The sequence below is a fragment of the Morganella morganii genome (genome assembly GCF_041099235.1).
GTDB lineage: Bacteria > Pseudomonadota > Gammaproteobacteria > Enterobacterales > Enterobacteriaceae > Morganella > Morganella morganii_E.
The window spans coordinates 126,070-150,033 of the sequence record NZ_JBFZSO010000008.1 but is presented as its reverse complement, the minus strand read 5'-3'; the positions used below and the strand labels follow the sequence as shown (position 1 = coordinate 150,033).

Genomic DNA, 23,964 nt, shown 5'->3' with positions numbered 1-23,964 from the left:
ATCAATCCCGGCAGATATGCCGGGCGGAGTCCCTGTGTATGCTTTCCGGGAAAACCAGAAATGACATTACGGCATTTATTGCCGCCCGCAAGTCCCTGTTTACCTCACTGGCATTATTCAGTGCGCTGATTAATCTGCTGATGCTGGTGCCGTCTGTGTATATGTTGCAGGTGTACGACCGTGTTCTGCCCTCCGGCAACGAAATGACGCTGCTGATGCTGACACTGATGATGGCCGGATTACTGGTGCTGACCGGCGGTCTGGATTATTTACGCAATATGCTGGTGATCCGCATGAGTAACCAGTTCGATCTGGCGCTGAACAGCCGGGTTTACGATGCAGCATTTCAGGCAAAACTGCATCGCACGCCGGGGCATCTGCCGTTACAGGCACAGACCGATCTGATGATCCTGCGTCGTTTTATTACCGGCAACGGTGTTTTCGCTTTTCTCGATCTGCCCTGGTTCCCGCTTTATCTGCTGGTGATCGCCCTGTTTAATCCGTGGCTCGGTGTGTTTGCCTGCGGCGGAGCCGTCGTACTGATCGCGCTGGTATTGCTTAATGAACGGCTTTCCGGGCCGCCGCTGACCGCCGCAAACCGCTCTTCCTCCGCCGCACAGGGCATGCAGAGCAGCCATTTTGCTCATCCGGAGACGGCTGACGCGATGGGAATGCAGCAGTATCTGCGTCAGCGCTGGCTGCACCGGCACTGCGACAGCCTGAAGGAACAGACACAGGCCAGTGATTATTCAGCAAAAATCATGACAACCACCAAAACGGTCCGCCTGATCCTGCAATCCCTGATGCTGGGGCTGGGCGGCTGGCTGGCGCTGGATAACACCATTTCGCCCGGCATGATGATTGCCGGATCAATTTTGCTGGGACGCGCCCTGTCGCCGGTTGAACAGGTGACCGGGGTGTGGAAAAGCGCCAAAGAGAGCAGGCTGGCGTATCAGCGTCTTACGGCGCTGCTGGCGGCTCATCCGGAGCCGCCGCAGAAGCTGGCACTGCCGGTTCCTCAGGGCAATTTGTCTGTCTCGGTGATGCAGGCGGGGTATCCGGCCTGTGACACACCGCTGTTGCACAATCTGCATTTCAGCCTGGCGCCCGGAGAGGTACTGGGGATCATTGGTCCGTCCGGGGCAGGCAAATCAGCACTGGCAAAACTGTTGTCCGGGTTATGGCCTGCAACACGCGGGACTGTCCGGCTGGACGGAGCCGATCTCTGTCAGCAGGATAAAGCGGTGTCGGGGACGTACATCGGTTATCTTCCCCAGGAAATTGCGCTTTTTCCCGGCACAATCGCCGACAATATTGCCCGTTTCGATCCTGATTCCGATCCGGAAAATATCATCCGTGCGGCGCAACTGGCACAGGTGCATGAGCTCATCCTGCAACTGCCGCAGGGCTATGAAACGCTGACCGGTGCAGACGGCACCGGCCTTTCCGGCGGTCAGCGGCAGCGGATCGCACTGGCGCGGGCGCTGTATGGTTCACCGGCACTGATCATTCTGGATGAACCCAATGCCGCGCTGGATGATGCCGGACTCAGTGCACTGATATCTGCCGTTAACATTCTGAAAGAACAGAAAAAAACAATCGTTCTGATTACTCATCATAAACCGCTGCTGTCTGTGACAGACAAACTGCTGCTGTTGTCCGGCGGCCGGATGCAGCTTTTTGGCCCGACGGAGAAGGTCATTGAAACGTTTAATCATCAGGCTGGTAAAAATAGTGCTCACTAAATGGTTGTCCGGGCCCCCGGGGGTAAAAACAGATACCGGCGGGTATCAGCGGGCGGGCGGTTTTCTTATTGCCGCCGGGCTTGCCGGGTTTCTGCTGTGGGCGGGATTTGCACCGCTGGATCAGGGCGTTGCCGCATCGGGAACCGTTGTGATTGCCGGGAATATCAAGCAGGTACAGTCCCCGGCGGACGGCGTGATTTCGGCGATTTATGTGCAGAACGGCCAGCGGGCGGAAAAAGATCAGGTACTGGTACGGCTGCGCCCGGTGCAGTCTCAGGCTCAGGCGGTATCGCTGGCAGAGCAGCTCGACAGCACATTGCTGATCCAACGGCGGTTGGAAGCAGAGCTGCGCGGTGAACCGGCATTTACCCCGGCGGCGGATGATGTGTTTTATGCGCCGTCCGCATATGGCCGGGCGCAATTACAGGTTCAGAATGCACTGCTCACAGACCGGCGGCTTGAACTGGAGAGTGATCTTCAGGTACGTCAGATCACGGTTGACGGCCTGACGCGGCGGCTTATTACTCTGCGGGACATTGCCCGCAGCACTGCGCAACAGGCGGACAGCCTGACGGCACGGGCGGCAAACCTGAAATCGCTGGCGGATGAGGGGTATCTGCCGCGCCACCGCTATCAGGAGAGTCGCCGGGAAAGTGCGGCACTGCGCAATCAGGCGGATGACACCCGGTTACAGATAAGCCGTGCAGAAGAAGAAAAAGCCGCGCAGACAGAGCAGATCACACAGCGGCGGGCGGCTTTTCACAGCGGGATCCGCGAGGAATTATCGCGTCTGTCAGTTCAGCGCAGTGAGCTGAAAAAACAACAGATTATCGAAAACGATCGGCTGGAACAGCATGTTATTACCGCGCCGGTGACCGGCACCGTTATGGATGTGTCGGTGTTTACCGCAGGCGGTGTGGTGAGAGCCGGGGAAAAACTGATGTCAGTGGTGCCGGAACAGCAGACGCTGATTATTGAAGGCAAATTATCACCGCAGTGGATAGATAAAGTCGCTCCCGGTCAGTCTGCAGATCTGCTGTTTACCGCATTTAATCAGAACCTGACTCCCAAATTGCGCGGCGAACTGACGATGATCTCCGCCGATCGTCTGATCAATCCGGCAAACGGGGAGCCTTATTATCAGATTCAGATCGCGGTGCCGGAAACGGCGGCGGCTCAGGTGATTAAACCCGGTATGCCAGCTGAGATTTTTATCCGCACCGGTGAGCGGTCACTGCTCAGTTATCTGTTTAAGCCTGTGACTGACCGGCTCTTTTTCGCACTGACCGAGGAGTGATCTGTATGCATTCTGCAAAACGCCTTTCTGCGGCACTGTTGTGTCTGTTGTCCGCCGGTGTGCAGGCGGTGACTTTGTCTGAACTCGGTCAGTCCGCGCTGAATAATGATCTGTCATTCCGTGCTGCGGGTAAGGCATATGAGACGGAACAGGCAGAGGCTGCCGCCGGGGAATCACACCTGCTGCCGTCCGCCGGGCTGAGTTATCAGAACACGCCGTATAACCGGCTGACACAGCGGGCACCGGTGACCACTCAGCGGCGCTACAGCAGTCATTCCTTCAACCTGGTGGTGACGCAGCCGCTGTTTGATTACACGGCATACCATCAGTACCGGAGCGCACAGATACGCGGCACAGCCGCAGAGAGCCGCTTACAGATACAGCAGGCAGAACTGATTAACCGGCTGGTTTCTGCGTATCTGAACCTGGCCTGTGTTCTGGAAATACAGAAAACAGACCGGCTCCGGCTGGCGCTGAATACCGCTCAGCTGACCGCCGCACAGCGCCTTTTACAGCTCGGGGAAGGAACGGTGACGGAGGTTGAATCTGCCCGTACCCGCCTGCGGCAGCGTCAGGCGCAGGTTGCGGAAACTGAAGCGGAAAGTCTGAATGCGCTGTTGATATTGTCTGATCTCACCGGCCTGCCGCAGCTGCGGATGCAGGATCTTCCGGCACTGAAAGCGGGGGATTTCCGGCTGCCGCCGCTGAATGACGGCGATTATACGGCTCAGGAACAACAGATGCTGGCGGTGCATCCGGAAATCAAAGCGGCACAGCAGGAAACCGCGCTGGCAAAAGCGGCGGCAGAGGTACAGCGCGGGGCGTTTATGCCATCGGCACAGCTCTTTGCCGCCTGGTCAGATACCCAATCGGACAGCAATGATACTGTCGGTCAGCGTTACCGTAATCTCAGTGCCGGGATCCATCTTTCGGTTCCGTTATTCAGCGGCGGAAAAGATCTGGCGGGGATGAGGAAAGTGTCTGCTCAGATTCAGCAGGCGCAGTATGAGCAGGATGCGCTGGTACAGACACTCCGGCGTGATCTGGCGCGTCAGTATCAGGTGTTCCGCCACAGCGGTATACAGCTGGCGGCGCTGGAGCAGGCCGCTGCGGCAGCGCAATTACAGGTAACGGCGGCGGAAAAGGGGTATGCGGCAGGGCAGAACAGTCAGCGGGAGGTGACACATGCCCGGGATCAGTATTATCAGGCGGAGCAGGAACTGATAAAAGCCCGCTATGACGGGCTTCTGGCCTGGTTCCGGCTGCATTATTACAGCAGCACGCCGGAAACCGGGCTTTTCAGGCAGATTGAGGGCTATTTTACAGTGACGGAGAGGCCGTTTCACTGACCGCCGGGTTCGGCATGTTAACATGCAGGCAGTCGATCAGGCGGATATTTCCCAGCCAGGCAGAGGCCAGAATCACTGCCTTCTCGCTGTTGACGCGCACCGCTTCCAGGTCATCAGCATCACAGATTTCCAGGCTGATGTCGCGGAATCCGGCACGGCTTAAATCGTCACGGGCATTATCCAGACTTTCGGCAATAGCACTCGGGCGTTCACGGATCATATCCGCGAGGGTCTGCATAACCTGATACAGACGCGGTGCCGCCTCTTTTTCCTCTTTATTCAGCAGGGTATTGCAGGAGCTGAGTGCCAGCCCGGTTTTTTCCCGGACAGTCGGAATGGTGGCCAGTGCGATATCATAATTCAGGTCACGGATCAGACGACGGATAGTCAGGAAACGCGGATGGTCATTGGTACCGAAGAAAACGATATCCGGCTGCACCAGATTGAACAGCTTGCACATCACGGTGGCGATACCGCGCAGACGGGTGCGCTGATGCGGCTCATCACACTGGCTGAGCAGCGGCGGTACAACCACCTGAGTCTGGTGAGCCAATCCGTACGGATAGACATCACTGACTGCCGGGGCATACACGAGATCCACCTGCGCTTTGCTCAGTTTTTCGCAGTCTGCCTGGAGTGTGCGCGGGTAGCGCTGCAAATCATCTTCGCGGGGGAACTGGAGCGGGTTCACAAAGACAGACACCACGACAATATCTGCCTGAGTACGGGCTTCTTTTATCAGTGCCAGGTGGCCGTCATGCAGGTTTCCCATCGTCGGGATAAACGCAACACGTTTGCCGTCAGTCCGCAGACGGGCAATCTCTTTGCGCAGGATCAGCGCAGTTTCAATAATCCGCATCAGTGTCTCCTTGTCTGTCTGTTGAGCAGAAAGTTCAGCGTACCGGCTCTGATGATGACCAGAGGCCAAGCCCGTTTTCCGGGGTGCGGGCAACAACCGCCGCAAGTGGTTCGCCGTCCGGCAGAATCAGCCCGGGGGCGATTTCGGCCAGCGGGTACAGCATAAATTCACGCACTTTCAGGCCGTAATGCGGCACGGTCAGCCGTTCATCACTGATGACCATATCACCAAACAGCATGATATCTAAGTCTAACGTGCGGGGACCCCAGCGCTCATCCTTGCGGACACGGCCGTGTGCCAGTTCGATGGCCTGGGTGGCATCGAGCAGCTGGTGCGGTGCCAGGTTAGTTTCCAGCAGAACAGCTGCATTAAGATAATCAGGTTGTCCTGCGGGTCCCATCGGTGCTGTACGGTAAAAAGAAGAGTGGCGCACCAGGCGGCTTTGCGGGATCGTATCCAGCGCCGCAATAGCCCGGTTGACCTGGTCAAGCGGATCGGCAAGATTACTGCCGATCGCAATATAGACCGGAATCATGACTCGCTGTTTCCGTTACCCTGACGGGCGCGCGGATGACGGCGGCGCGGGCGCGGACGGCGTTTGACCGGATCACTGCCCAGTTCAGTCACCATCGAGCGCTGCTGCGGGGCATTCGCCTGCTGGAAATCCGCCCACCAGTGAGCCAGTTCCTGCAGTTCATGACGACCTTCCACATTCGCACGCAGTTCCAGCAGATCAAAAGCAGCACGGAATTTCTGATTTTCCATCAGACGGATCGCGCGTTTGCCCTGACGGCGCGGCAGACGTAACTGCAACTGCCAGATATCACGCATGGTGGTGGTCAGGCGTTTCGGAATAGCAATCGCGCGGCACTGTTCATCCAGGATGTCATTAATGGCGATCGCGAAGGCTTCGTAATAGGCGAGCCCGCTCTCCTGGGTCAGTTTTTCCGCATGTTCGCACAGCGGATACCACAGCATCACGGCAAACAGGAAGGCCGGATTGACGCGCTGATCGTTATGAATACGGTAGTCGGTATTTTTCAGTACCTGATCCACGATACGGGACAGCGGGGTGTCCGGGTTCTCTTTCAGCGGCCCGGCAACCAGCGGGAACAGCATATCCAGCAGATCGTATTCACGTAATAATTCAAACGTACGGTGTCCGTCACCGGCCTGTAATAACTTGAGAACTTCCTCGAACAGACGTGCCGGCGGGATATCGCGCAGCAATGTGCTCAGCGTGCGGATAGGCGCGGCCGTTTTCGGTTCGATGGTCATATCCAGTTTGGCGGCAAACCGGATGGCGCGCAGCATACGCACCGGATCTTCCCTGTAACGGGTTTCCGGATCGCCGATCAGACGGATAATGCGCTGCTGTAAATCCGCCAGTCCGCCGACATAATCACGGACAGTAAAATCAGCCACGCTGTAATAAAGGCTGTTAATGGTGAAATCGCGGCGGACAGCATCTTCTTCAATGGTGCCGAAAATATTATCGCGCAGCAGCATGCCGTTTTTGCCCTGCTGAGAGCGGGCTTTGCCGTCATCAGCCGGTTCATTATTGTCATGCGGACCACGGAAGGTCGCGACCTCGATAATGTCCGGGCCGAACATAATGTGAGCCAGACGGAAACGGCGGCCGACCAGACGGCAGTTGCGGAACAGTTTTCTTACTTCGTCCGGCGTGGCATTGGTCGCGATATCGAAATCTTTGGGTTTGCGCTCCAGCAGCAGATCACGGACACCGCCGCCGACCAGATAGGCGTCAAAACCTGATTTATTCAGGCGGTACAGAACCTTCAGCGCATTCTCGCTGATGTCCTGACGGGAAATAGAGTGACTGTTGCGGGGAATTACCGTTGCGCTGACTGTCCCGCTGTTATCCATATTTTTTGCCGGTTTTTTGCGTTTAGCGGCAGGACGCGCGGGGGAAGCCTCACGGGGTGACGGATTCTGCGGCGTATGGTCAGCATTCGGGGCCGGCCTTTCACTGGCAGCCTCTGTGCAATCTGCCTTATTCTCACGGGAAATCAGACTGCGACAGAACTTTGCGACTCGGTTTAAAATGGTACACCTCTGTATAACAATTAAATGATCTAAAAAATAAGCGACTAATAATATCGTACACTTGGTTTTTTGAGAATGCCTTAGCCCGGATATTGCGGAATTATTCCCTGTCCGTCACCACATCATCACGTGGTACGGCAGCAATATCCCAGTTTCGCACACTGTATGCCAGCAGTTCAGTCAGGGAAAGCGACAGCGGATCCGTTTCCGGCAGCGGCTGCCGGAGCACCTGCAACGCCTGCCATAACAGCGGGCGCGGATCACTGAGCGGCACCGGGGTGGCATGATTTTGCTTGGAGAGTTTACGCGCCGCCGGGCCCAGCATCAACGGCAAATGCAGATAATGCGGCTCCGGCAGCCCGAGCTGGCGGTATAATGAGAGCTGATGTGAGGTGGGATACAGTAAATCCGCGCCTCTGACCACCTCTGTCACGCCCTGATAATCATCATCGAGCACCACCACCAGGTTATAGGCAAACAGCTTATCTTTGCGGAAGATAATGATATCTTCCTCTGCCGTGGCGTTATCCGTAAACACATTGCCCCGCAGGCCATCGGTAAAATGGTATACCGGATGCGTTCTGATAAGCCGCAGTGCGGCGTTATCCGGCGGCAGTCCGCGCTGACGGCAGGTGCCGGGGTAATGGCCGCCGCTGTCATGGACATCATGCCGTGTGCAGGTGCAGTAATAGCAAAGCCCGGTGGCTTTCAGCTGTTCAATCACTTCGCGGTAAGCATCATGGCGGCGCGACTGATACAGCACATCGCCGTCCCAGTGCAGGCCGTAATGGTCAAGAATACGCAGAATGGCATCCGCAGCTCCCGGAACTTCGCGGGGCGGGTCAATATCATCAATACGGAGAAGCCAGCGTCCGCCGAGGTGACGGGCCTGAAGATAACTCCCCAGTGCGGTCACCAGAGAGCCGAAATGAAGCGCACCGGAAGGTGAGGGTGCGAAGCGGCCGGTATAGCCGGGCGCTGAGCCGGCAGAATATTCCGTCATCTGTAGTGGCATAAAAACGGACGGCGCTGTCAAAGCGCCGTCTGTGGTGAATCTGTCAGCCCGCCATCTGCTTTTCGCGGATTTCAGCCAGCGTCTTACAGTCGATACATAAATCTGCGGTCGGACGCGCCTCTAAACGGCGGATACCGATTTCAACCCCGCAGGACTCACAAAAACCAAAATCGTCGTCCTCAACCTTTTTGAGGGTTTTTTCGATCTTTTTGATCAGTTTGCGTTCGCGGTCACGGTTGCGCAGTTCCAGGCTGAATTCTTCTTCCTGAGCGGCCCGGTCAACCGGGTCAGGGAAGTTAGCTGCTTCATCCTGCATGTGCGTGACAGTGCGGTTTACTTCATCCCTGAGTTGGTTGCGCCATGCTTCAAGTATCAGCTTGAAATGGGCCAACTGGGCTTCGTTCATGTATTCTTCGCCTGCCTTCTCGTGATACGGCTCCACGCCGGCAATGGCAAGAATGCTCAGGGACGAGGTTTTACGTTTTTGCCCTTCTTGCATAATGCTTCTCCTACACACGCATGTCTGACAATATCCCTTAGAGGGGAAAAATAGGCCGCTATAGATAGCAGATGATTACGGATAATGCAACCCTTGCTTTCATTAGTTTTGTAAGGTGTGAAGAACAGCGTGTTTATTCACCCCGCAACTCACAAAACATCCTATTTATTATTAAAAAAATTGATATTCACCCTGTGAATGCAAAGGGTATCTTTTCTCCGGCAGTGATGCCATCCGGTGTCATCCGCATTCTGTAACAAATTACTTCAGTTCCGGATTGTGATGCCTGCTGCAAAAGTGATGAATATTTTTTATCAATGTGTGCTGCGTCCGATACGGCCTCAATCCCTGAATGCAGTACAGCAAAAAACAGAACAGCACGATTTCCCGCTTCAGCAATTGCTTGTAACTCACGTAAGTGTTTTTGTCCACGTAAAGTTACTGTGTCGGGAAAATAACCGTGTCCGTTTTCCAGCAGCGTGACGGATTTTACCTCGACATAACAGGGCTTTTTCTGCGGATCCGTCAGTAAAAAATCAACCCGGCTGTTTTCACTGCCGTATCTTACTTCCTGTGCCAGCGTCTGATACCCGGCAAGTTCCGGGATCCGGTTCTGTGTAATGGCCTCTGCCACCACCCGGTTCGCCTGCATCGTATTCACACAAATCAGATGCCCGGCCTGTGTCTGCGTCAGTTCCCAGCTGTGCGGGTACTTGCGTTTTGCATTGGCGGATTCGGAATACCAGACGGTATCACCCGGCGTGGCGCAGCCTGTCATCGCGCCGGTATTGGCACAATGAATGGTGATGGTGCGCCCGTCCTGCGTGATAATATCCGCCAGAAAACGTTTGTAACGCTGCACCAGCGTGCCCGCCTGTAACGGGGGATGAAATTCCATCGCAACTCCTGTCAATGTGACTGCACTTTTCAGGGGGCGGCAATGCTACAATGTTGCGCGTCGAAAGTTAAGCAGATAATGATGAGGTTTTTGTGACATATTCCCCCGTTTGTAACATTTATCCGGCACTCAGTACGGCACTGAAAAGTGCCCCGCAGGTGTTGTTACAGGCTCCGACCGGCAGCGGGAAATCCACCATTCTGCCGTTGCTGATGCTGAAAGACGCTTCTGTCACCGGACGGATTATCATGCTGGAGCCCCGCCGTATCGCGGCCCGCAGCGTGGCATACCGGCTGGCGTCACAGCTCGGGGAACGTCCGGGGGAAACCGTGGGTTACCGGATGCGTGGTGAAACCAGGATCAGCGCCGCCACCCGGTTTGAGGTTGTTACAGAGGGAATTCTGGTCAGAATGTTACAGCAGGATCCGGAATTATCCGAAGTAAGTATCATTATTCTGGATGAATTCCATGAACGGAATTTACAGGCTGATCTCGCTCTTGCGCTGCTGCTGGATGTCCAGTCCTCCCTGCGTGATGATTTGCGTCTGCTGGTGATGTCCGCGACCTTAGATAATGAACAGCTGCTGTCCCTGCTGCCGCAGGCGGAGGTGATCACGGCGGAGGGGCGGGCTTTCCCGGTGGAGAGACGGTATCAGCCGCTCAGTGCTCATCAGTCTTTTATCAGTGAGGTGTCCCGGGCGGTGTTACAGCTGTATCAGCAGGAGGAAGGCTCTGTGCTGGTGTTTCTGCCGGGACAGGCGGAAATCTGCCGGTTACAGGAACAACTGACCGGTAAAACGGATGCAGATACCCTTATCTGCCCGCTGTACGGCGCATTGTCGCTGAAAGAGCAGCAGCAGGCGATTGAACCGCCGCCACCAGGTATGCGCAAAATCGTGCTGGCGACCAATATTGCCGAAACCAGTCTGACTATCGAAGGTGTGACACTGGTGGTGGACAGCTGCCTGGAGAAAACCGCGCAGTTTGATCCGCGCAGCGGACTGACCCGGCTGGTACGCAGCCGCATCAGCCGCTCATCGATGACGCAGCGTGCCGGTCGCGCCGGACGTCTGGCGCCGGGGATCTGTCTGCATCTGTGCGGACAGGCGGAAGCGGAACGCGCCGCTGCGCACAGTGAACCGGAAATCTGTCACAGTGACCTGGCCGGGCTGATGCTGAACCTGGCGCAGTGGGGCTGCCGTGAGGTATCAGAGCTTGCCTGGCTTGATACCCCGCCTGCCGTGGCGGTACAGGTGGCGAAAAAATTACTGACAGAAATGGGCTGTCTTCTGCCTCACGGCGGACTGACCGCCAAAGGCGCGGCAATGGCAGCCTCCGGGACAGAGCCGCGCCTTTCTGCGTTGTGGCTTTATACCTTTAATGAAGAACCGGCGCAGATATACTATGCCGCCCGGCTGATTGCCGCGCTGGAAGAGCCTTCCCGCGAAGGTAACGGCAATCTTCTGCATGATCTGACACACCCGTCCGCACGATGGGATAAACGGGCGCACCAGCTGTTGCAGGCCGCCGGTCAGCCGGTCAGAAAACCATCTCATGATCCGGACAGTGGCTGGCTGTGCCGCACCTTATTACAGGGATTTCCGGACAGAATCGCCGGCAGCCGCGGGCGTTCCGGTGCGTTTCTGCTGGCAAACGGCACCGGCGCGGTTACGGATGAAAGCAGTCCGCTGGGTAATGAGCCCGGGCTTATTGCCCCGCTGCTCCTGCAAAATGAGCAGCAGGCTAACGCACGGATACTGAAAGCCGTGCCGTTTGCATTATCACAACTGACAGAAATGGCCCCGCATCTGCTGAAAACCGAAAACCGTCTGACCCGTGATGAAAACAAAGGCAACTGGCAGGCGTGGCAGGCGGTTACCTGCGGACAACTGATCATTGAACGCAAACCGCTGGCGGCACCGTCTGATGAGGTTGTCCGCGAAGCCCTGCTCAGTTGGATCCGCGAGCAGGGATTGTCTGTTCTGCCACTCAGTGAAGCCTGTGAGCAGTTACTTATCCGCCAGAATCTGGCAAACGATCTGTTCCCGGAACAGCCGCTGCCGGCGGCGGATAATGATACACTGCTCGCCGGGCTGGATGAGTGGCTGTCACCGTACCTGAGTGGTGTGCGCAATCAGCAGCAGCTGGCAAAGCTGGATTTATACGGCGCGCTGCGTCAGCGCATGGACTGGTCGCAGCAGCAATGGCTTGATGCACAGCTCCCGCGTCATTTTGAAGTACCCACCGGCACCCGGATCCCTGTAGAATATGCGGCGGATAAACCGCCGGTGATGGCAGTCCGCATTCAGGAGATGTATGGTGTGCGTGAAACGCCGGTGGTGGCGCAGGGACGGCTGCCGGTGACGGTCAGTCTGTTATCGCCCGCACACCGCCCGATACAGGTGACAGCAGACCTGAAAGCCTTCTGGGGCGGGAGCTACCGCGAGGTGCAGAAAGAGATGAAAGGGCGTTATCCCAAACATTTCTGGCCGGACGATCCGGCAAATGCACAGCCGACAAAGCGTGTAAAAAAGTTTATGTAAATGCAAAGATAGTCTTTGTTTAACGGATTTTTACTGTGTCTGTTGCCGGAATCGGCGACAATAGCAACTGATGAAATAACCGCCTGTCCCGCCCGGCACATTATTGTGCGGCAGACAGACTGACGGGAGAGACCATGTCTGATTTTGATCGTGAACCCACCGGCCGCAGGGGCAGTAAAGTCTCTGCCGGTAAAAAAAGAGGGCGCTCAGACCGCCGTCGCCGCCGGGATGAGGATTATGACGATGATATTGAATACGATGATGATTTCGGGGATGACGAACCGGATGATGATGATTATGACGATGAAGAGGACAGCCCGCGCATGAGTAAAAAAGGGCGCAAAAACAAGCCGCCTAAACGACGCTGGCGCTGGTTCTGGTTCCTGGTCAAACTCGGCATTGTGATGGCCATCCTGCTGGGGATCTATGGCGTTTATCTGGCCGGGAAAATCAGTGACCGCCTGGACGGCAAAGTCTGGGATCTGCCTGCCGCGGTTTACGGACGCACAGTGAACCTTGAGCCGGGTATGGATTACAGCCTCAATGAGATGGTGAAACTGCTGGAAGGTATGCAGTACCGCAAAGTCACCAAAATCACCCGTGCCGGTGAATTTTCCGTGACCGGTAATACCATTCAGATGCTGCGCCGTCCGTTTGATTTCCCGGACAGTAAAGAGGGGCAGATCAATGCCCGTCTGACCTTCGGCAGCAGCGGACTGGAAAAAATTGAAAACGTGGATAACGGCCGCGAATTCGGCTTTTTCCGCCTCGATCCGAAACTGATCACCATGATGCAGTCCGCGAATGGTGAGCAGCGTCTGTTCCTGGCCCGCAGCGGCTTCCCGGATGAGCTGGTCAAAGCCCTGCTGGTGACCGAAGACCGCAATTTCTATGAGCATGACGGTATCAGCATCACCTCCATCGGACGCGCCCTGCTGGCAAACCTGACGGCGGGACGTGCGGTGCAGGGCGGCAGTACGCTGACACAGCAGCTGGTGAAAAACCTGTTCTTATCCAACGAACGGACACTGGTGCGTAAAGCTAATGAAGCCTATATGGCGCTCATTATGGATTACCGCTACGACAAAGACCGCATCCTGGAACTGTATCTCAACGAAGTGTATCTGGGGCAGAGCGGGGATGAGCAAATCCGTGGCTTCCCGCTGGCGAGCCTCTATTACTTCGGCCGTCCGGTGGATGAGCTGAGTCTCGACCAGGTGGCACTGCTGGTGGGGATGGTAAAAGGTGCGTCGGTCTATAACCCGTGGCGTAACCCGAAAAATGCCCTTGAGCGCCGTAACGTGGTGCTGAAACTCCTGCAAACCCAGGGCGGTGTGATCGATCAGGAAATGTATGATGTCCTGAGCGCACGTCCGCTGGGTGTGAAAGAGAAAAGTGGCGTGATCACTCCGCAGCCGGCCTTTATGCAGTTGGTTCGTCAGGAACTGCGCGAGAAGCTCGGTGATAAAGTGGATGATCTGTCCGGCGTGAAAATCTTCACCACACTGGATCCGGTCTCACAGGATGCGGCTGAAAATGCCGTTGAGGAAGGCGTGAAAGCCATCCGTGCAGAGCGTAAAAAACCGGAACTGGAAGGGGCGATGGTGGTGGTTGACCGCATCAGCGGCGAAGTCCGTGCGATGGTCGGCGGCTCCCAGCCGCAGTTTGCCGGATTTAACCGTGCTATGGCTGCAGAGCGCTCTATCGGCTCGCTGGCCAAACCGATGACCTATCTCACCGCGCTCGGTATTCCGGACACTTATCGCCTGAACACCTGGCTGGACGACCAGCCGCTGACTATTAATGTGCCGGGCGGCGGCGGTACCTGGTCACCGCGTAATGACAGCAAAACCTTCAGCGGTCGTGTGATGCTGGTGGATGCGCTGGCGCGCTCTATCAACGTACCGACGGTTAATCTCGGTATGGCGGTCGGCCTGGATGCGGTGGCGGATACCTTTGTCCGTCTCGGCGCACCGGCGAAAAATATCCAGAAAGTCCCGGCAATGCTGCTCGGTGCGGTAAACCTGACACCATTACAGGTTTCTCAGCTGTTCCAGACCATCGGCAGCGGCGGTAACCGTGCGACACTGTCCGCACTGCGCTCGGTGATCGCGGAAGACGGTACAGTGATTTATCAGAGCTTCCCGCAGGCACAGCGTGCTGTGGCTCCGCAGGCGGCCTATATGACGCTGTACGGCATGCAGCAGGTGGTGGAACGCGGTACCGCGGCCCGTCGTCTGGGATCGAAATTCGGTAAATATCATCTGGCCGGGAAGACCGGGACCACCAACCTGATGCGCGACAGCTGGTTTGTCGGTATCGACGGCAAAGAGGTCACCGTATCCTGGATGGGGCTGGATGATAACAGCCCGTCCGGCCTGTACGGCGGCTCCGGTGCGCTGGTGCTTTACGGACGTTATCTGGACAATCAGCCGCCGCTGGCACTGAACCTCACACCGCCGGAAGATATCGCGGAGATGTCGGTCAATGCGGACGGCAATTTTGTCTGCAACGGCGTGGGTGTCACCCGGATATTACCGGTCTGGACAACAGACGCACAAGCGTTGTGCGGCCAGCAGGTCCCGGCTCAGCAGCAGGGCGAAGAAGCCCCCGGCTGGCTGAAAGAGATGTTTGAACAGTAATCCCCTGTTCTGTAAGAAGCACTGAAAACCCGCCTTTTGGCGGGTTTTGTTTTTTGTGGTATGTTTGAGTAATGACCAAATAATGAGTTATAAAATCATTAGATGGCATCTTTAAACGCATCTTTTTAAGTGCTATACATGTCCGGAGGATAACAGTGCGGAGGCGTAAAATGACGTATCAGATACTCAGTAATACGGCTGCAAGTATTACTGATTTAAAACGTAATCCGATGGGAACGGTACAGGAAGGTGAAGGTAATCCGGTTGCCATTCTTAATCGTAATGAACCTGCGTTTTATTGTGTTCCGCCAGAGTTATTTGCCTGGTATGTGGAACTGGCAGAAGATGCTTTGCTTAATCAGTTGGCGGATGAACGCATGAAATCACCTGAGATCGTGAGTGTATCTCTGGATGACCTATAAACTTGCATTTGAAAAGAAAGCACTGAAGGAATGGCATAAGCTTGGTCATCCTGTTCAGATGCAATTTAAGAAAAAACTGGCAGAACGTCTGGAAAATCCGTATGTCCCGTCAGCACGACTGAGCGGATGTAATAACCGTTATAAAATTAAACTCAAAGCGTCCGGTTATCGTCTGATTTATGAAGTTATTGATGACTGTGTTGTTCTGTTAGTGATTGCGGTCGCTAAGCGGGAAAATAATACCGTTTATCTTATAGCTGATGGACGCTGACATAATGAAGTCTAATCCATTGATGAAACAAGCTATCCGGATAGCGGCGTTAGGTTGTAACCCGGCATTCTGAAGACGATGTATGGCTTAATGAGTTGCCGGATGAACATACGGAATCACCTGAATTTGAAAAGAAATAGTACTGGCCGGTCATAAAGTGACCCATAGCGCCGGACGAGAAAAACAGTAAAAAAACACAACAGATGCTGATAATGCCTGATAGTGAAGAGTTAATTCGTCACGAAACGGAGGAATCAGAATAAAGCCAGTGTGTACGACTGAAATGTGCCAAGAGTAGACGTTGGTAATATCGAGCTATGTTGAACTTTGGCAGAGAGCTCAAATTATTAAAATGGAAAAATACCTTTGAAGTATGCATGGGAAAATTGCATCATAGACATTACGATAAATGTGGGTAACTTAGGCTTAGTTAAAAATAGTCTAAAAGTTAGGATGATAGCGAACGAGGGACGCTGATGAATATTGGTATTGTAATTGGTGTTGAAAATTATAAAAGCGATATTTACGACAATCTTACAGCTTGCAAAAATGATGCGGAGTTGTTTAAAGATGTTTTAGAAAGCGTAAAGGATTTTGAAGAAATCCTTTACCTAAATAATGATGACCCTGGAACATTAATAAAAAGAAATATTGCTGACTTTATCGAAAAATATAAAGAAAAAGAAATTTCTGAGTTTATATTTTATTTTAGTGGACATGGCGAAAGATTTGAAGATGATTTTTTCTATTTACCTTCTGATTTTGACAAAAAAAGAAGAGAAACAACAGGTCTACGAAATTCAGAACTAGATGAATGGATGAAATCCATATCTCCAAAGCTATGCGTAAAGATTGTTGATGCTTGCTTTAGTGGGACTCAGTACATAAAGAGTGAATTTAACACAGAAAATAACCTAAAGAAATCAGCAAAAGAGCATGGCCTGAATGATATTTATTTCTGGTTTTCTTCCAGAGATGATGAGGTATCATATGCTGGGACAGAATTTAGTCAATTTACAGAAAGTATCCTGACTTCGTTGCTAGATAGAAATGGAGAAATTCGATATAGAGAAATTATGGATGCAGTAGCTGATGATTTTGCAAACTCAGGAAGTTCTTCACCTATTTTTGTTACTCAATCAACTAACTTAGAAAAATTTGGTTTAGTTTCAAATGATACACATCAATTAATTTATAAAGCCTTTGGTATCAAATTAGATGATGAAACAAAAGAAAATAATGATAGTAAGCCTTCGCTACCATTAGAAGAAGATAAACAACCCAGTACTAATGTTTACGATTTAGTATCAATAAAATCAAAAGAAATTTGTTTCGATGAGGGAAGTTTACGAAATTTTGTTAAAGAATTTAATTCAAAATTATCATCTTGGAATCAAGATATAAAAAAATTATATACAATTAAAATTGATAACTCAGTTTCAAGTTACGATGTTCCAAACAACACTAAGTTGGGGGAGTGGCTTGAAAGTAATAAAGAAAAGAACTATTACGCTGTTGCAACTTTTGATACAGAAGATTATGAGGTTGAAGAATACAAGCAATTGCCTAAAAAGCCGAGAGGAATATCGGGTTATCTTTCAGATTTAGATCGTTTTGGGATGTTAGGTGGACTTGATGATGGGAAAGAATATAAATTAGAAAAAGTAATTAAAAAGAGAACGTTTGTAGATGGTTTTGCGTACAGTCATTACATGGATGATAGAATTCTGCATGTATCCTTTGAGCCTTTATTTGAAATAGTTGATCCTATATGCCTTTATGTGGTTCCATTTTATTCAAACAAAGATGTAATGATAAGTTTTTCTTATGAATTTCTAAAAAGGCAGAGTTGGGATGAGTATTTCAGACCGCAATGTAATAAGTGGAGAAATATAAAAGTTAATATTAATTCAACAGATTCAGCTAACGCAGCAGCTCAACATATACAAAAAGAGGTTGAAGGATGGCTAAAAGATAGTATCAGCAAGATTATTGAATGATATCTTTGGAAAATAGACTCCGTTTTAAGGTCTGCAATTCACTCATAACAGACCTAAGAACCACCCGGCCTGTCCTCTGCGGGTCAACAGCTGGCGTTAAGCGTAAGTTGACGGATCATACTCCCACTGTGATTCGTTACTGTAAATCGTACCCTCATCATCCATCACCCGGGCATTAAGGTGCTTTGCAATCTGCAACATCTTTCTGTACAGGTATGTATCAGGCCATTTGGTATAAATATTACCTTCACTCCAGTCAAGCCATGAATCTTCGTACAACGGGTGACCTGACCACAAGGCGTGGTAATCGCCGTTTATAATATATCTGTTTAATTCATTATCGTTATTAATGTAGTTAAGCCATTCATCAGCAGTTATCTGTGCATCTTCATTCTCTGCCCAAAATTCAGCTCTCGTTATGTGAAATTCAACACCCATAGCATCTCCTTAACGCTGGTACAGACTTCACCAGACCAATAATTATTCCCAATCTGCAAAATCAGTTACTATTCCGGACAGAAATTAAACCATAAAAAAACTGCGCCGCATTCGTTGCATTGAACGTTTGCGGCGCAGTTCACAGTTAAAAGCCGGTGACGATTACTTCTTCTGCTTCGCTTCCTCAGCAGCTTCTTCGGCTTCCACTTCTTCATACCAGCGCGGGTGATGTTTCTTCGCCCAGCGGCGGCTGACTTTACCTTCCACCATGCCTTTGATAGACCCTTTCACCCAGAAGGCCATATACATATGGATCAGGATGGCGTGGATCAGAACAATAGCCGCCGTTGCGTGGATCAGCAGGCTCCAGCGGATCATCCACATCGGGAAGTAGTGCGCAAAGTACGGACGCCAGATGATGATCCCGGTGGCAAGCAGGACGAAGATCATGCTCATAATGCTCCAGAACATCATTTTTTGTCCGGCGTTGTATTTACCGACACGCGCCACATGGTGCTCATTGCCTTTCAGTACTTCGATAATATTTTTAATCCACGGCAGATCTTCTCTTTCCGGGATGTTGTGCTTAACGAAGCGGAAAAACATAAACATCAGCACGACGAAAATCAGCACACCAAAGAACGGGTGCAGAATGCGCCCCATCGCCGGTGTCCCGAAGGTTTCCGTCAGCCATTGCAGTGTCGGGAAGAACAGCGCAATACCGGATAAGGAGACCAGGAAAAAGCAGATCACCACTGTCCAGTGACAGGCACGATCAATAAATTTCGTGCGGACGATCATTTTGCTTTTCTTACTCATGGTGAGTTTCCTCCTCTTCCTCATCGTCCGTCTCTTTGTTCGGGCCGATCCCCACATAGTGGAATACCAGTCCGGCAAAGGTGGCGATAAACCCGATAGCCGACAGCGGTTTCAGTACCCCTTTCCAGAGATCAATCGGTGTATCAATCTGCGGATCTTTCGGCAGCCCGTGATAGAGCTCCGGATTATCCGCGTGCTGCAGCACATACATCACATGTGTGCCGCCGACACCGTCCGGGTTGTAGACTCCGGCATTGGCAAAGCCGCGTTTTTTCAGCTTCTGCACGCGCTCGTCCGCCACTTCCAGCATGTCTTTTTTGGTGCCGAAATGGATAGCACCGGTCGGACAGGTTTTCACACAGGCCGGCTCCTGGCCCACGCTGACCCGGTCAACACAGAGTGTGCATTTGTACACCCGGTTATCTTTCGGATTCAGACGCGGAATATTGAACGGACAACCCGCAATGCAGTAGCCGCAGCCGATGCAGTGTTCTGACTGAAAATCAACGATACCGTTGGCGTACTGAATAATTGCACCGGCAGACGGGCAGGCTTTCAGACAGCCCGGGTCCGAACAGTGCATGCAGCCATCCTTGCGGATCAGCCACTCCAGTTTGCCGTTCTCTTTGGTCTCGCTGAACCGCATGACAGTCCAGGATTTGGCGCTGAGGTCGGTCGGGTTATCATAAACCCCGGTACAGAACCCGACCTCATCACGAATGTCATTCCATTCGGAACAGGCCACCTGACAGGCTTTACAGCCGATACAGGTGGATACATCGATCAGCTTGGCGACTTCAAACTTGTCGTCACGGGCCTGAGGAGGCGGCGTTATGCTGTTGGTCGCAGAACGTTTGATAATGTCTTGAGATTGCATGGACATAATTCCTCCTTACGCCTTCTCGATGTTGACTAAGAACGCTTTGAATTCAGGCGTTTGCGAGTTGGCATCACCGACTCCCGGCGTCAGTGTGTTGGTGATAAAGCCTTTTTGGGCGGCACCCTCGAAACCCCAGTGGATCGGGATCCCGACAGTTTCGACCGGCTTACCGTCCACCATCAGTGTCTGCAGACGTGGCGTGACCACAGCAACCGCACGGATAAAGCCGCGTTTACTGCTGACTCTCACTTTATCGCCGCTGCGGATCCCTTTGGCTGCGCCCAGGGTTTCACTGATTTCCACAAACTGTTCCGGTTGTGCGATAGCATTGAGCCGCGCATGTTTGGTCCAGGTATGGAAATGCTCTGTCAGACGATAAGTCGTGCCGACGTACGGGAACTCCGTATGATTTCCGAGACGTTTTTTATCATCCTCAAAGATACGGGCAGCCGGGTTGGATACGACTTCCGGATGCAGCGGGTTAGTACCAATCGGTGTTTCAAACGGCTCGTAGTGTTCCGGGAACGGTCCTTCCGCCATTTTATCAATGGCAAACAGACGGCCTAAGCCCTCCGGCTGCATAATAAACGGACCGGTACCGGCTTCCGGTGCAGAGGCGTTGAAGTCAGGGATATCGTTACCGACCCATTTCTTGCCGTTCCACTCGATAAGCACGCGGTTTTTATCCCACGGTTTACCCTGCAGATCGGCAGAGGCGCGGTTATAAATAACACGGCGGTTCAGCGGCCATGCCCAGGCCCAGCCTAGGGTGTTACCGATACCTGACGGGTCACTGTTATCCCGTTTCGCCATCTGGTTACCCTGTTCCGTCCAGCAGCCGGTGTAGATCCAGCAGGAGGACGCGGTGGAGCCGTCATCACGCAGCAGCGCAAAGGAGCTGAGCAGTTCGCCTTTTTTCGCCTGTAAGTTGCCGTTGGCATCATACAGATCGTCAAGGGCCACGCCGTTGTTCTCTTTGGCGACTTCGTCGGATTCCGGATTAAACGGCTGCTTGTAATCCCAGGACATTTTCATCAGCTGATCGACACCCTGACCGCCTTCCTGTTGATACAGCTCGCGCATTTTCCACAGAATACCGGCAAGGATCTGACCATCGGTACGGGCTTCCCCCGGGGCATCCGCTGCTTTCCAGTGCCACTGTAACCAGCGGCCGGAGTTGGCAATCGAGCCGTCTTCTTCCGCGAAACAGGTGGACGGCAGACGGAACACCTCAGTCTGAATGGATGCCGGATCCACATCATTCATATCGCCGTGGTTCTGCCAGAAGCTCGCGGTTTCAGTGCTCAGCGGGTCAACGGTTATCAGGTATTTCAGTTTGCTCAGGCAGCTGACCACTTTGTTTTTGTCCGGGAAGGACGCGACCGGGTTAAAGCCCTGACAGATATAGCCGTTGATTTCGCCTTTGTTCATCATGTCGAAATACTTCAGCACGTCATAAGCCTGATCCCATTTCGGCAGCCAGTCATAGCCCCACTGGTTCTCTTTGGTTGCTTCATCGCCGTAGAACGATTTCATCAGGCTGACGAAGAACTTCGGATAGTTGCTCCAGTAGTTGACCTGGCCCGGCAGCGTGGCTTTCGGCGTATTGGCGTTCAGATAGCTGGTGAGATCCGTCTGTTTTTCGGACGGCAGGGTCAGATAACCCGGCAGGCTGGTGGAAAGCAGACCCAGGTCCGTCAGACCCTGAATATTGGAGTGACCGCGCAGGGCGTTCACGCCGCCGCCTGCCACACCCATATTACCGAGCAGCAGCTGGATCATCGCCATGGTACGGATGTTCTGCGCGCCGACGGTATGCTGTGTCCAGCCGAGGGCATACAGGAAGGTTGCCGCACGGTTGGCCGGGCTGGTGGATGCCAGAATCTCACAGACTTTGAGGAAATCCGCCTGCGGTGTACCGCAGATTTTTTCCACCATCTCCGGAGTATAACGGCTGACGTGTTCTTTCAGCTTATTCCACACACACTGCGGATTCTGCAGGGTGTCGTCACGCAGCGCATAGCCGTCTTCACCGAACTGATAATTCCAGGTAGTTTTGTCGTAACGGCGTTTTTCAGCGTCATAGCCGCTGAATAAACCGTCTTTGAATGTGTAATCCTCACGGACCAGTAACGGCGCATTGGTGTAATGGCGCACATACTCGTCGTGGAATTTCCCGTTTTCCATCAGGTACAGGATCACGCCGGAAAGGAACGTAATATCGGTCCCGGAACGGATAGGGATGTAGTGATCCGCCACGGAAGCGGTCCGCGTAAAGCGCGGATCGATAACGATCAGTGTGGCATCATTGTTGTTTTTCGCTTCCATCGCCCAGCGGAAACCGACAGGATGTGCTTCCGCAGCATTCCCGCCCATCACCACAACGACGTTGGCGTTTTTGATATCAACCCAGTGGTTGGTCATGGCACCGCGACCAAATGTCGGAGCAAGACTTGCTACCGTTGGTCCGTGTCAGACACGCGCCTGGTTATCGACTGCCAGCATCCCGAGGGAACGGGTAAATTTCTGGGTTAACATCCCGGTTTCGTTGCTGGCGGCAGAGGCGCAGAGCATCCCGGTGGTCAGCCAGCGGTTTACCGTGGTGCCTTCGCTGTTTTTCTCAATGAAGTTGGCATCACGGTCGGCTTTCATCAGACGGGCGATACGCTCAAATGCGTCATCCCAGCTGATGCGCTGCCATTTATCCGAGCCCGGCGCGCGGTACTGCGGATAACGCAGACGGCTTTCACTGTGAATATAATCGAGCAGACCGGCACCTTTCGGGCATAACGCCCCGCGGTTGACCGGATGATCAGGGTCACCCTCGACGTGGAAAATCGCTGATTTGGCATTCATGGCACCATCGCCCATGCTGTAAATCAGTAACCCGCATCCGACGGAGCAGTAGGTACAGGTGTTACGGGTCTCTTTTGAACGGAGTAATTTGTATTCCCGGACATTGGACATTGCTACTGACGGCATAAAGCCTAAAGCGGCGGCAGTTGTTCCGGCGAGACCGCCGGCACAAACCTTAAAGAACTGTCTGCGGCTGAAATTCATCGCATCCTCTTTTTTATTTATTTGTAAAAAATCGTGAGGAGAATATCAGCAAAGGTTGAATTTATATTGCCTGAAATCAATGAAAGTGAACTTTGATGTTTAATAATTATTAATTGAGGTTTTTAGTGTTTTGTAAATAATCACAAAGTGGTAGTAAGGTAAATTTAAATTTGATTCAGATCAATTAAACAAAATACACAAAAAGAGAAAACAGGAAAATAAATCAAATGTGTTCCGGACATCATACTAAAATTATATTTGTTAAAAAACAATTTAAAAATGGCGGATATCCGAATCGTCATTTTTAAAATGGGAAGGGGATTGCCCCATCTGTTTTTTAAACATAATCGAGAATGCCCCCGCACTGTTGTAACCCAGCTCATACGCCACTTCGGTAATCGATTTTCCGGACAGAATATGAGACAGCGAGTTCAGCAGACACGCCTGTTGCCGCCATTCTGAAAACGACATCCCGGTCTGGGTGCGGAAAAAACGGCTGAAAGAGCGCTCGCTTTTGTGCAGTTGCTCCGCCCACTCCCCCGGCTGTGAGGTGATAACCGGTTTGCGCATAAACTCACGGCACAGGCGGCCGAGTTTCTCATCACGCGGGATCGGTGCGAAAAACGGCAGCGGGGGCATGCGCGCCAGTTCGCAGAGGATCAGCTGCATCAGAACACCGTCACGCCCCTGAATATCATATTCCGCCGGGATATCCACCGCCTCCAGCAGCAGCTGGCGCAGCAGCGGGGAGACACTCACCACCTCACAACTGACGGCGTGACGCGGCTTTGCCGCCGGTTCAATATACAGACTGCGGGTACTGACATTCAGCATCCGGGTTTCATGAGCGACCTGTTCCGGGATCCACACTCCGCAGGAGGGCGGGATCACCCACTCACCGTCTGCGGTACTGACTTCAATCAGCCCGGTGGCCGGATACAAAAACTGTGCCCGGCGGTGGGCGTGGTATTCCAGCAGGGTATCGGGCAGATAATCAGTGCCGAGCGCAATGACATCCCGCGCGATATTATCCACGCTTTTTAACGGAATATTTCTCATGAGTACCGCGCTCCGTATCTGACTGAAGGAAAAACCGGCGGGTGTTATATCAGATCCCGCCACCGCAAAACAGGGCTTTTGTGATAATAACAGACCCGGAC

Annotated in this window: 19 protein-coding genes; 8 read left to right on the top strand and 11 right to left on the bottom strand. The window is 52.9% G+C overall.

Annotated elements, in window-relative coordinates; genetic code table 11:
* Positions 1–38: 38 nt before the first annotated feature.
* From AB7038_RS13960 to AB7038_RS13950, 3 genes are read left to right on the top strand one after another with little or no spacing between them, the layout of a single operon-like run.
* A complete protein-coding gene (locus AB7038_RS13960; protein ID WP_369453513.1) occupies positions 39–1,745 on the top strand; it encodes a type I secretion system permease/ATPase in 1,707 nt (568 codons plus the stop codon).
* Positions 1,735–3,042, top strand: coding sequence for an HlyD family type I secretion periplasmic adaptor subunit (locus AB7038_RS13955; RefSeq protein WP_369453512.1), 1,308 nt, complete (start codon positions 1,735–1,737; stop codon positions 3,040–3,042). The genes AB7038_RS13960 and AB7038_RS13955 overlap by 11 nt, the downstream gene beginning before the upstream one ends.
* Before the next feature lie 5 nt (positions 3,043–3,047).
* Positions 3,048–4,391: a TolC family protein gene (locus tag AB7038_RS13950; protein WP_369453511.1), complete on the top strand. Its 1,344-nt coding sequence runs from the start codon at positions 3,048–3,050 to the stop codon at positions 4,389–4,391.
* Here AB7038_RS13950 and panC read toward each other — a convergent pair.
* The 6 genes from panC to sfsA all read right to left on the bottom strand — a co-directional run bounded on the left by panC (position 4,363) and on the right by sfsA (position 9,729).
* Positions 4,363–5,250, bottom strand: a complete 888-nt coding sequence (gene panC / locus AB7038_RS13945) for a pantoate--beta-alanine ligase (RefSeq protein ID WP_072871960.1) — start codon at positions 5,248–5,250, stop codon at positions 4,363–4,365. The genes AB7038_RS13950 and panC overlap by 29 nt on opposite strands.
* 34 nt (positions 5,251–5,284) lie before the next feature.
* Positions 5,285–5,785 carry a 2-amino-4-hydroxy-6-hydroxymethyldihydropteridine diphosphokinase gene (gene folK, locus AB7038_RS13940; RefSeq protein ID WP_368890021.1) on the bottom strand — a complete coding sequence of 167 codons (501 nt, stop codon included), beginning with the start codon at positions 5,783–5,785 and terminating at the stop codon, positions 5,285–5,287.
* A complete protein-coding gene (gene pcnB, locus AB7038_RS13935) occupies positions 5,782–7,317 on the bottom strand; it encodes a polynucleotide adenylyltransferase PcnB (RefSeq protein ID WP_419357634.1) in 1,536 nt (511 codons plus the stop codon). Before pcnB ends, folK begins: the two co-directional genes overlap by 4 nt.
* Positions 7,318–7,417: 100 nt before the next feature.
* Positions 7,418–8,320: a tRNA glutamyl-Q(34) synthetase GluQRS gene (gene gluQRS, locus AB7038_RS13930; RefSeq protein ID WP_072871958.1), complete on the bottom strand. Its 903-nt coding sequence runs from the start codon at positions 8,318–8,320 to the stop codon at positions 7,418–7,420.
* Between the two features lie 55 nt (positions 8,321–8,375).
* Positions 8,376–8,831 (bottom strand): RNA polymerase-binding protein DksA, encoded by a 456-nt coding sequence (gene dksA, locus AB7038_RS13925; protein ID WP_004238923.1) that lies wholly within the window; start codon positions 8,829–8,831, stop codon positions 8,376–8,378.
* 187 nt (positions 8,832–9,018) lie between these two features.
* Positions 9,019–9,729: a DNA/RNA nuclease SfsA gene (gene sfsA / locus AB7038_RS13920; RefSeq protein WP_368890019.1), complete on the bottom strand. Its 711-nt coding sequence runs from the start codon at positions 9,727–9,729 to the stop codon at positions 9,019–9,021.
* A 92-nt stretch (positions 9,730–9,821) separates the two neighbouring features.
* Here sfsA and hrpB point away from each other — a divergent pair, with 92 nt between their 5' ends.
* The 5 genes from hrpB (at position 9,822) to AB7038_RS13895 (ending at position 17,607) form a co-directional block, all read left to right on the top strand.
* Positions 9,822–12,272, top strand: a complete 2,451-nt coding sequence (gene hrpB, locus AB7038_RS13915; RefSeq protein ID WP_369453510.1) for an ATP-dependent helicase HrpB — start codon at positions 9,822–9,824, stop codon at positions 12,270–12,272.
* 134 nt (positions 12,273–12,406) lie between these two features.
* Complete coding sequence (gene mrcB, locus AB7038_RS13910; protein WP_369453509.1) at positions 12,407–14,914, top strand: bifunctional glycosyl transferase/transpeptidase; 2,508 nt, start codon at positions 12,407–12,409, stop codon at positions 14,912–14,914.
* 170 nt (positions 14,915–15,084) lie between these two features.
* Positions 15,085–15,336, top strand: a complete 252-nt coding sequence (locus tag AB7038_RS13905; protein ID WP_032097815.1) for a type II toxin-antitoxin system Phd/YefM family antitoxin — start codon at positions 15,085–15,087, stop codon at positions 15,334–15,336.
* A complete protein-coding gene (locus AB7038_RS13900) occupies positions 15,326–15,607 on the top strand; it encodes a type II toxin-antitoxin system RelE family toxin (RefSeq protein ID WP_032097816.1) in 282 nt (93 codons plus the stop codon). The genes AB7038_RS13905 and AB7038_RS13900 overlap by 11 nt, the downstream gene beginning before the upstream one ends.
* A 476-nt stretch (positions 15,608–16,083) precedes the next feature.
* Positions 16,084–17,607: a caspase family protein gene (locus AB7038_RS13895; protein ID WP_032097817.1), complete on the top strand. Its 1,524-nt coding sequence runs from the start codon at positions 16,084–16,086 to the stop codon at positions 17,605–17,607.
* Positions 17,608–17,703: 96 nt separating this feature from the next.
* On the opposite strand, the gene AB7038_RS13890 is transcribed toward AB7038_RS13895, so the two are convergent.
* The 5 genes from AB7038_RS13890 to AB7038_RS13870 all read right to left on the bottom strand — a co-directional run bounded on the left by AB7038_RS13890 (position 17,704) and on the right by AB7038_RS13870 (position 23,863).
* Entirely contained in the window at positions 17,704–18,045 is a 342-nt protein-coding gene (locus tag AB7038_RS13890; protein WP_369453508.1) for a hypothetical protein, read from the bottom strand.
* 162 nt (positions 18,046–18,207) lie between these two features.
* Positions 18,208–18,864, bottom strand: coding sequence for a formate dehydrogenase-N subunit gamma (fdnI, locus tag AB7038_RS13885; RefSeq protein WP_004238913.1), 657 nt, complete (start codon positions 18,862–18,864; stop codon positions 18,208–18,210).
* Positions 18,857–19,747, bottom strand: coding sequence for a formate dehydrogenase subunit beta (gene fdxH, locus AB7038_RS13880; RefSeq protein WP_004235986.1), 891 nt, complete (start codon positions 19,745–19,747; stop codon positions 18,857–18,859). The genes fdnI and fdxH overlap by 8 nt, the downstream gene beginning before the upstream one ends.
* Positions 19,748–19,756: 9 nt before the next feature.
* Positions 19,757–22,804 (bottom strand): formate dehydrogenase-N subunit alpha, encoded by a 3,048-nt coding sequence (fdnG, locus tag AB7038_RS13875; RefSeq protein WP_369453507.1) that lies wholly within the window; start codon positions 22,802–22,804, stop codon positions 19,757–19,759.
* A gap of 273 nt (positions 22,805–23,077) precedes the next feature.
* On the bottom strand, positions 23,078–23,863 hold the full coding sequence (locus AB7038_RS13870; protein WP_025154011.1) for an AraC family transcriptional regulator: 786 nt from the start codon (positions 23,861–23,863) through the stop codon (positions 23,078–23,080).
* Between the last annotated feature and the right edge of the window lie 101 nt (positions 23,864–23,964).

Bases quoted from the DNA above. Each gene is read 5' to 3' on its own strand.
- AB7038_RS13960 (WP_369453513.1), top strand. From the start codon at position 39: ATGCTTTCCGGGAAAACCAGAAATGACATTACGGCATTTATTGCCGCC.
- AB7038_RS13950 (WP_369453511.1), top strand. From the start codon at position 3,048: ATGCATTCTGCAAAACGCCTTTCTGCGGCACTGTTGTGTCTGTTGTCC.
- panC (WP_072871960.1), bottom strand. From the start codon at position 5,250: ATGCGGATTATTGAAACTGCGCTGATCCTGCGCAAAGAGATTGCCCGT.
- folK (WP_368890021.1), bottom strand. From the start codon at position 5,785: ATGATTCCGGTCTATATTGCGATCGGCAGTAATCTTGCCGATCCGCTT.
- gluQRS (WP_072871958.1), bottom strand. From the start codon at position 8,320: ATGACGGAATATTCTGCCGGCTCAGCGCCCGGCTATACCGGCCGCTTC.
- dksA (WP_004238923.1), bottom strand. From the start codon at position 8,831: ATGCAAGAAGGGCAAAAACGTAAAACCTCGTCCCTGAGCATTCTTGCC.
- sfsA (WP_368890019.1), bottom strand. From the start codon at position 9,729: ATGGAATTTCATCCCCCGTTACAGGCGGGCACGCTGGTGCAGCGTTAC.
- mrcB (WP_369453509.1), top strand. From the start codon at position 12,407: ATGTCTGATTTTGATCGTGAACCCACCGGCCGCAGGGGCAGTAAAGTC.
- AB7038_RS13905 (WP_032097815.1), top strand. From the start codon at position 15,085: ATGACGTATCAGATACTCAGTAATACGGCTGCAAGTATTACTGATTTA.
- AB7038_RS13900 (WP_032097816.1), top strand. From the start codon at position 15,326: ATGACCTATAAACTTGCATTTGAAAAGAAAGCACTGAAGGAATGGCAT.
- AB7038_RS13895 (WP_032097817.1), top strand. From the start codon at position 16,084: ATGAATATTGGTATTGTAATTGGTGTTGAAAATTATAAAAGCGATATT.
- AB7038_RS13890 (WP_369453508.1), bottom strand. From the start codon at position 18,045: ATGGGTGTTGAATTTCACATAACGAGAGCTGAATTTTGGGCAGAGAAT.
- fdnI (WP_004238913.1), bottom strand. From the start codon at position 18,864: ATGAGTAAGAAAAGCAAAATGATCGTCCGCACGAAATTTATTGATCGT.
- fdxH (WP_004235986.1), bottom strand. From the start codon at position 19,747: ATGTCCATGCAATCTCAAGACATTATCAAACGTTCTGCGACCAACAGC.
- AB7038_RS13870 (WP_025154011.1), bottom strand. From the start codon at position 23,863: ATGAGAAATATTCCGTTAAAAAGCGTGGATAATATCGCGCGGGATGTC.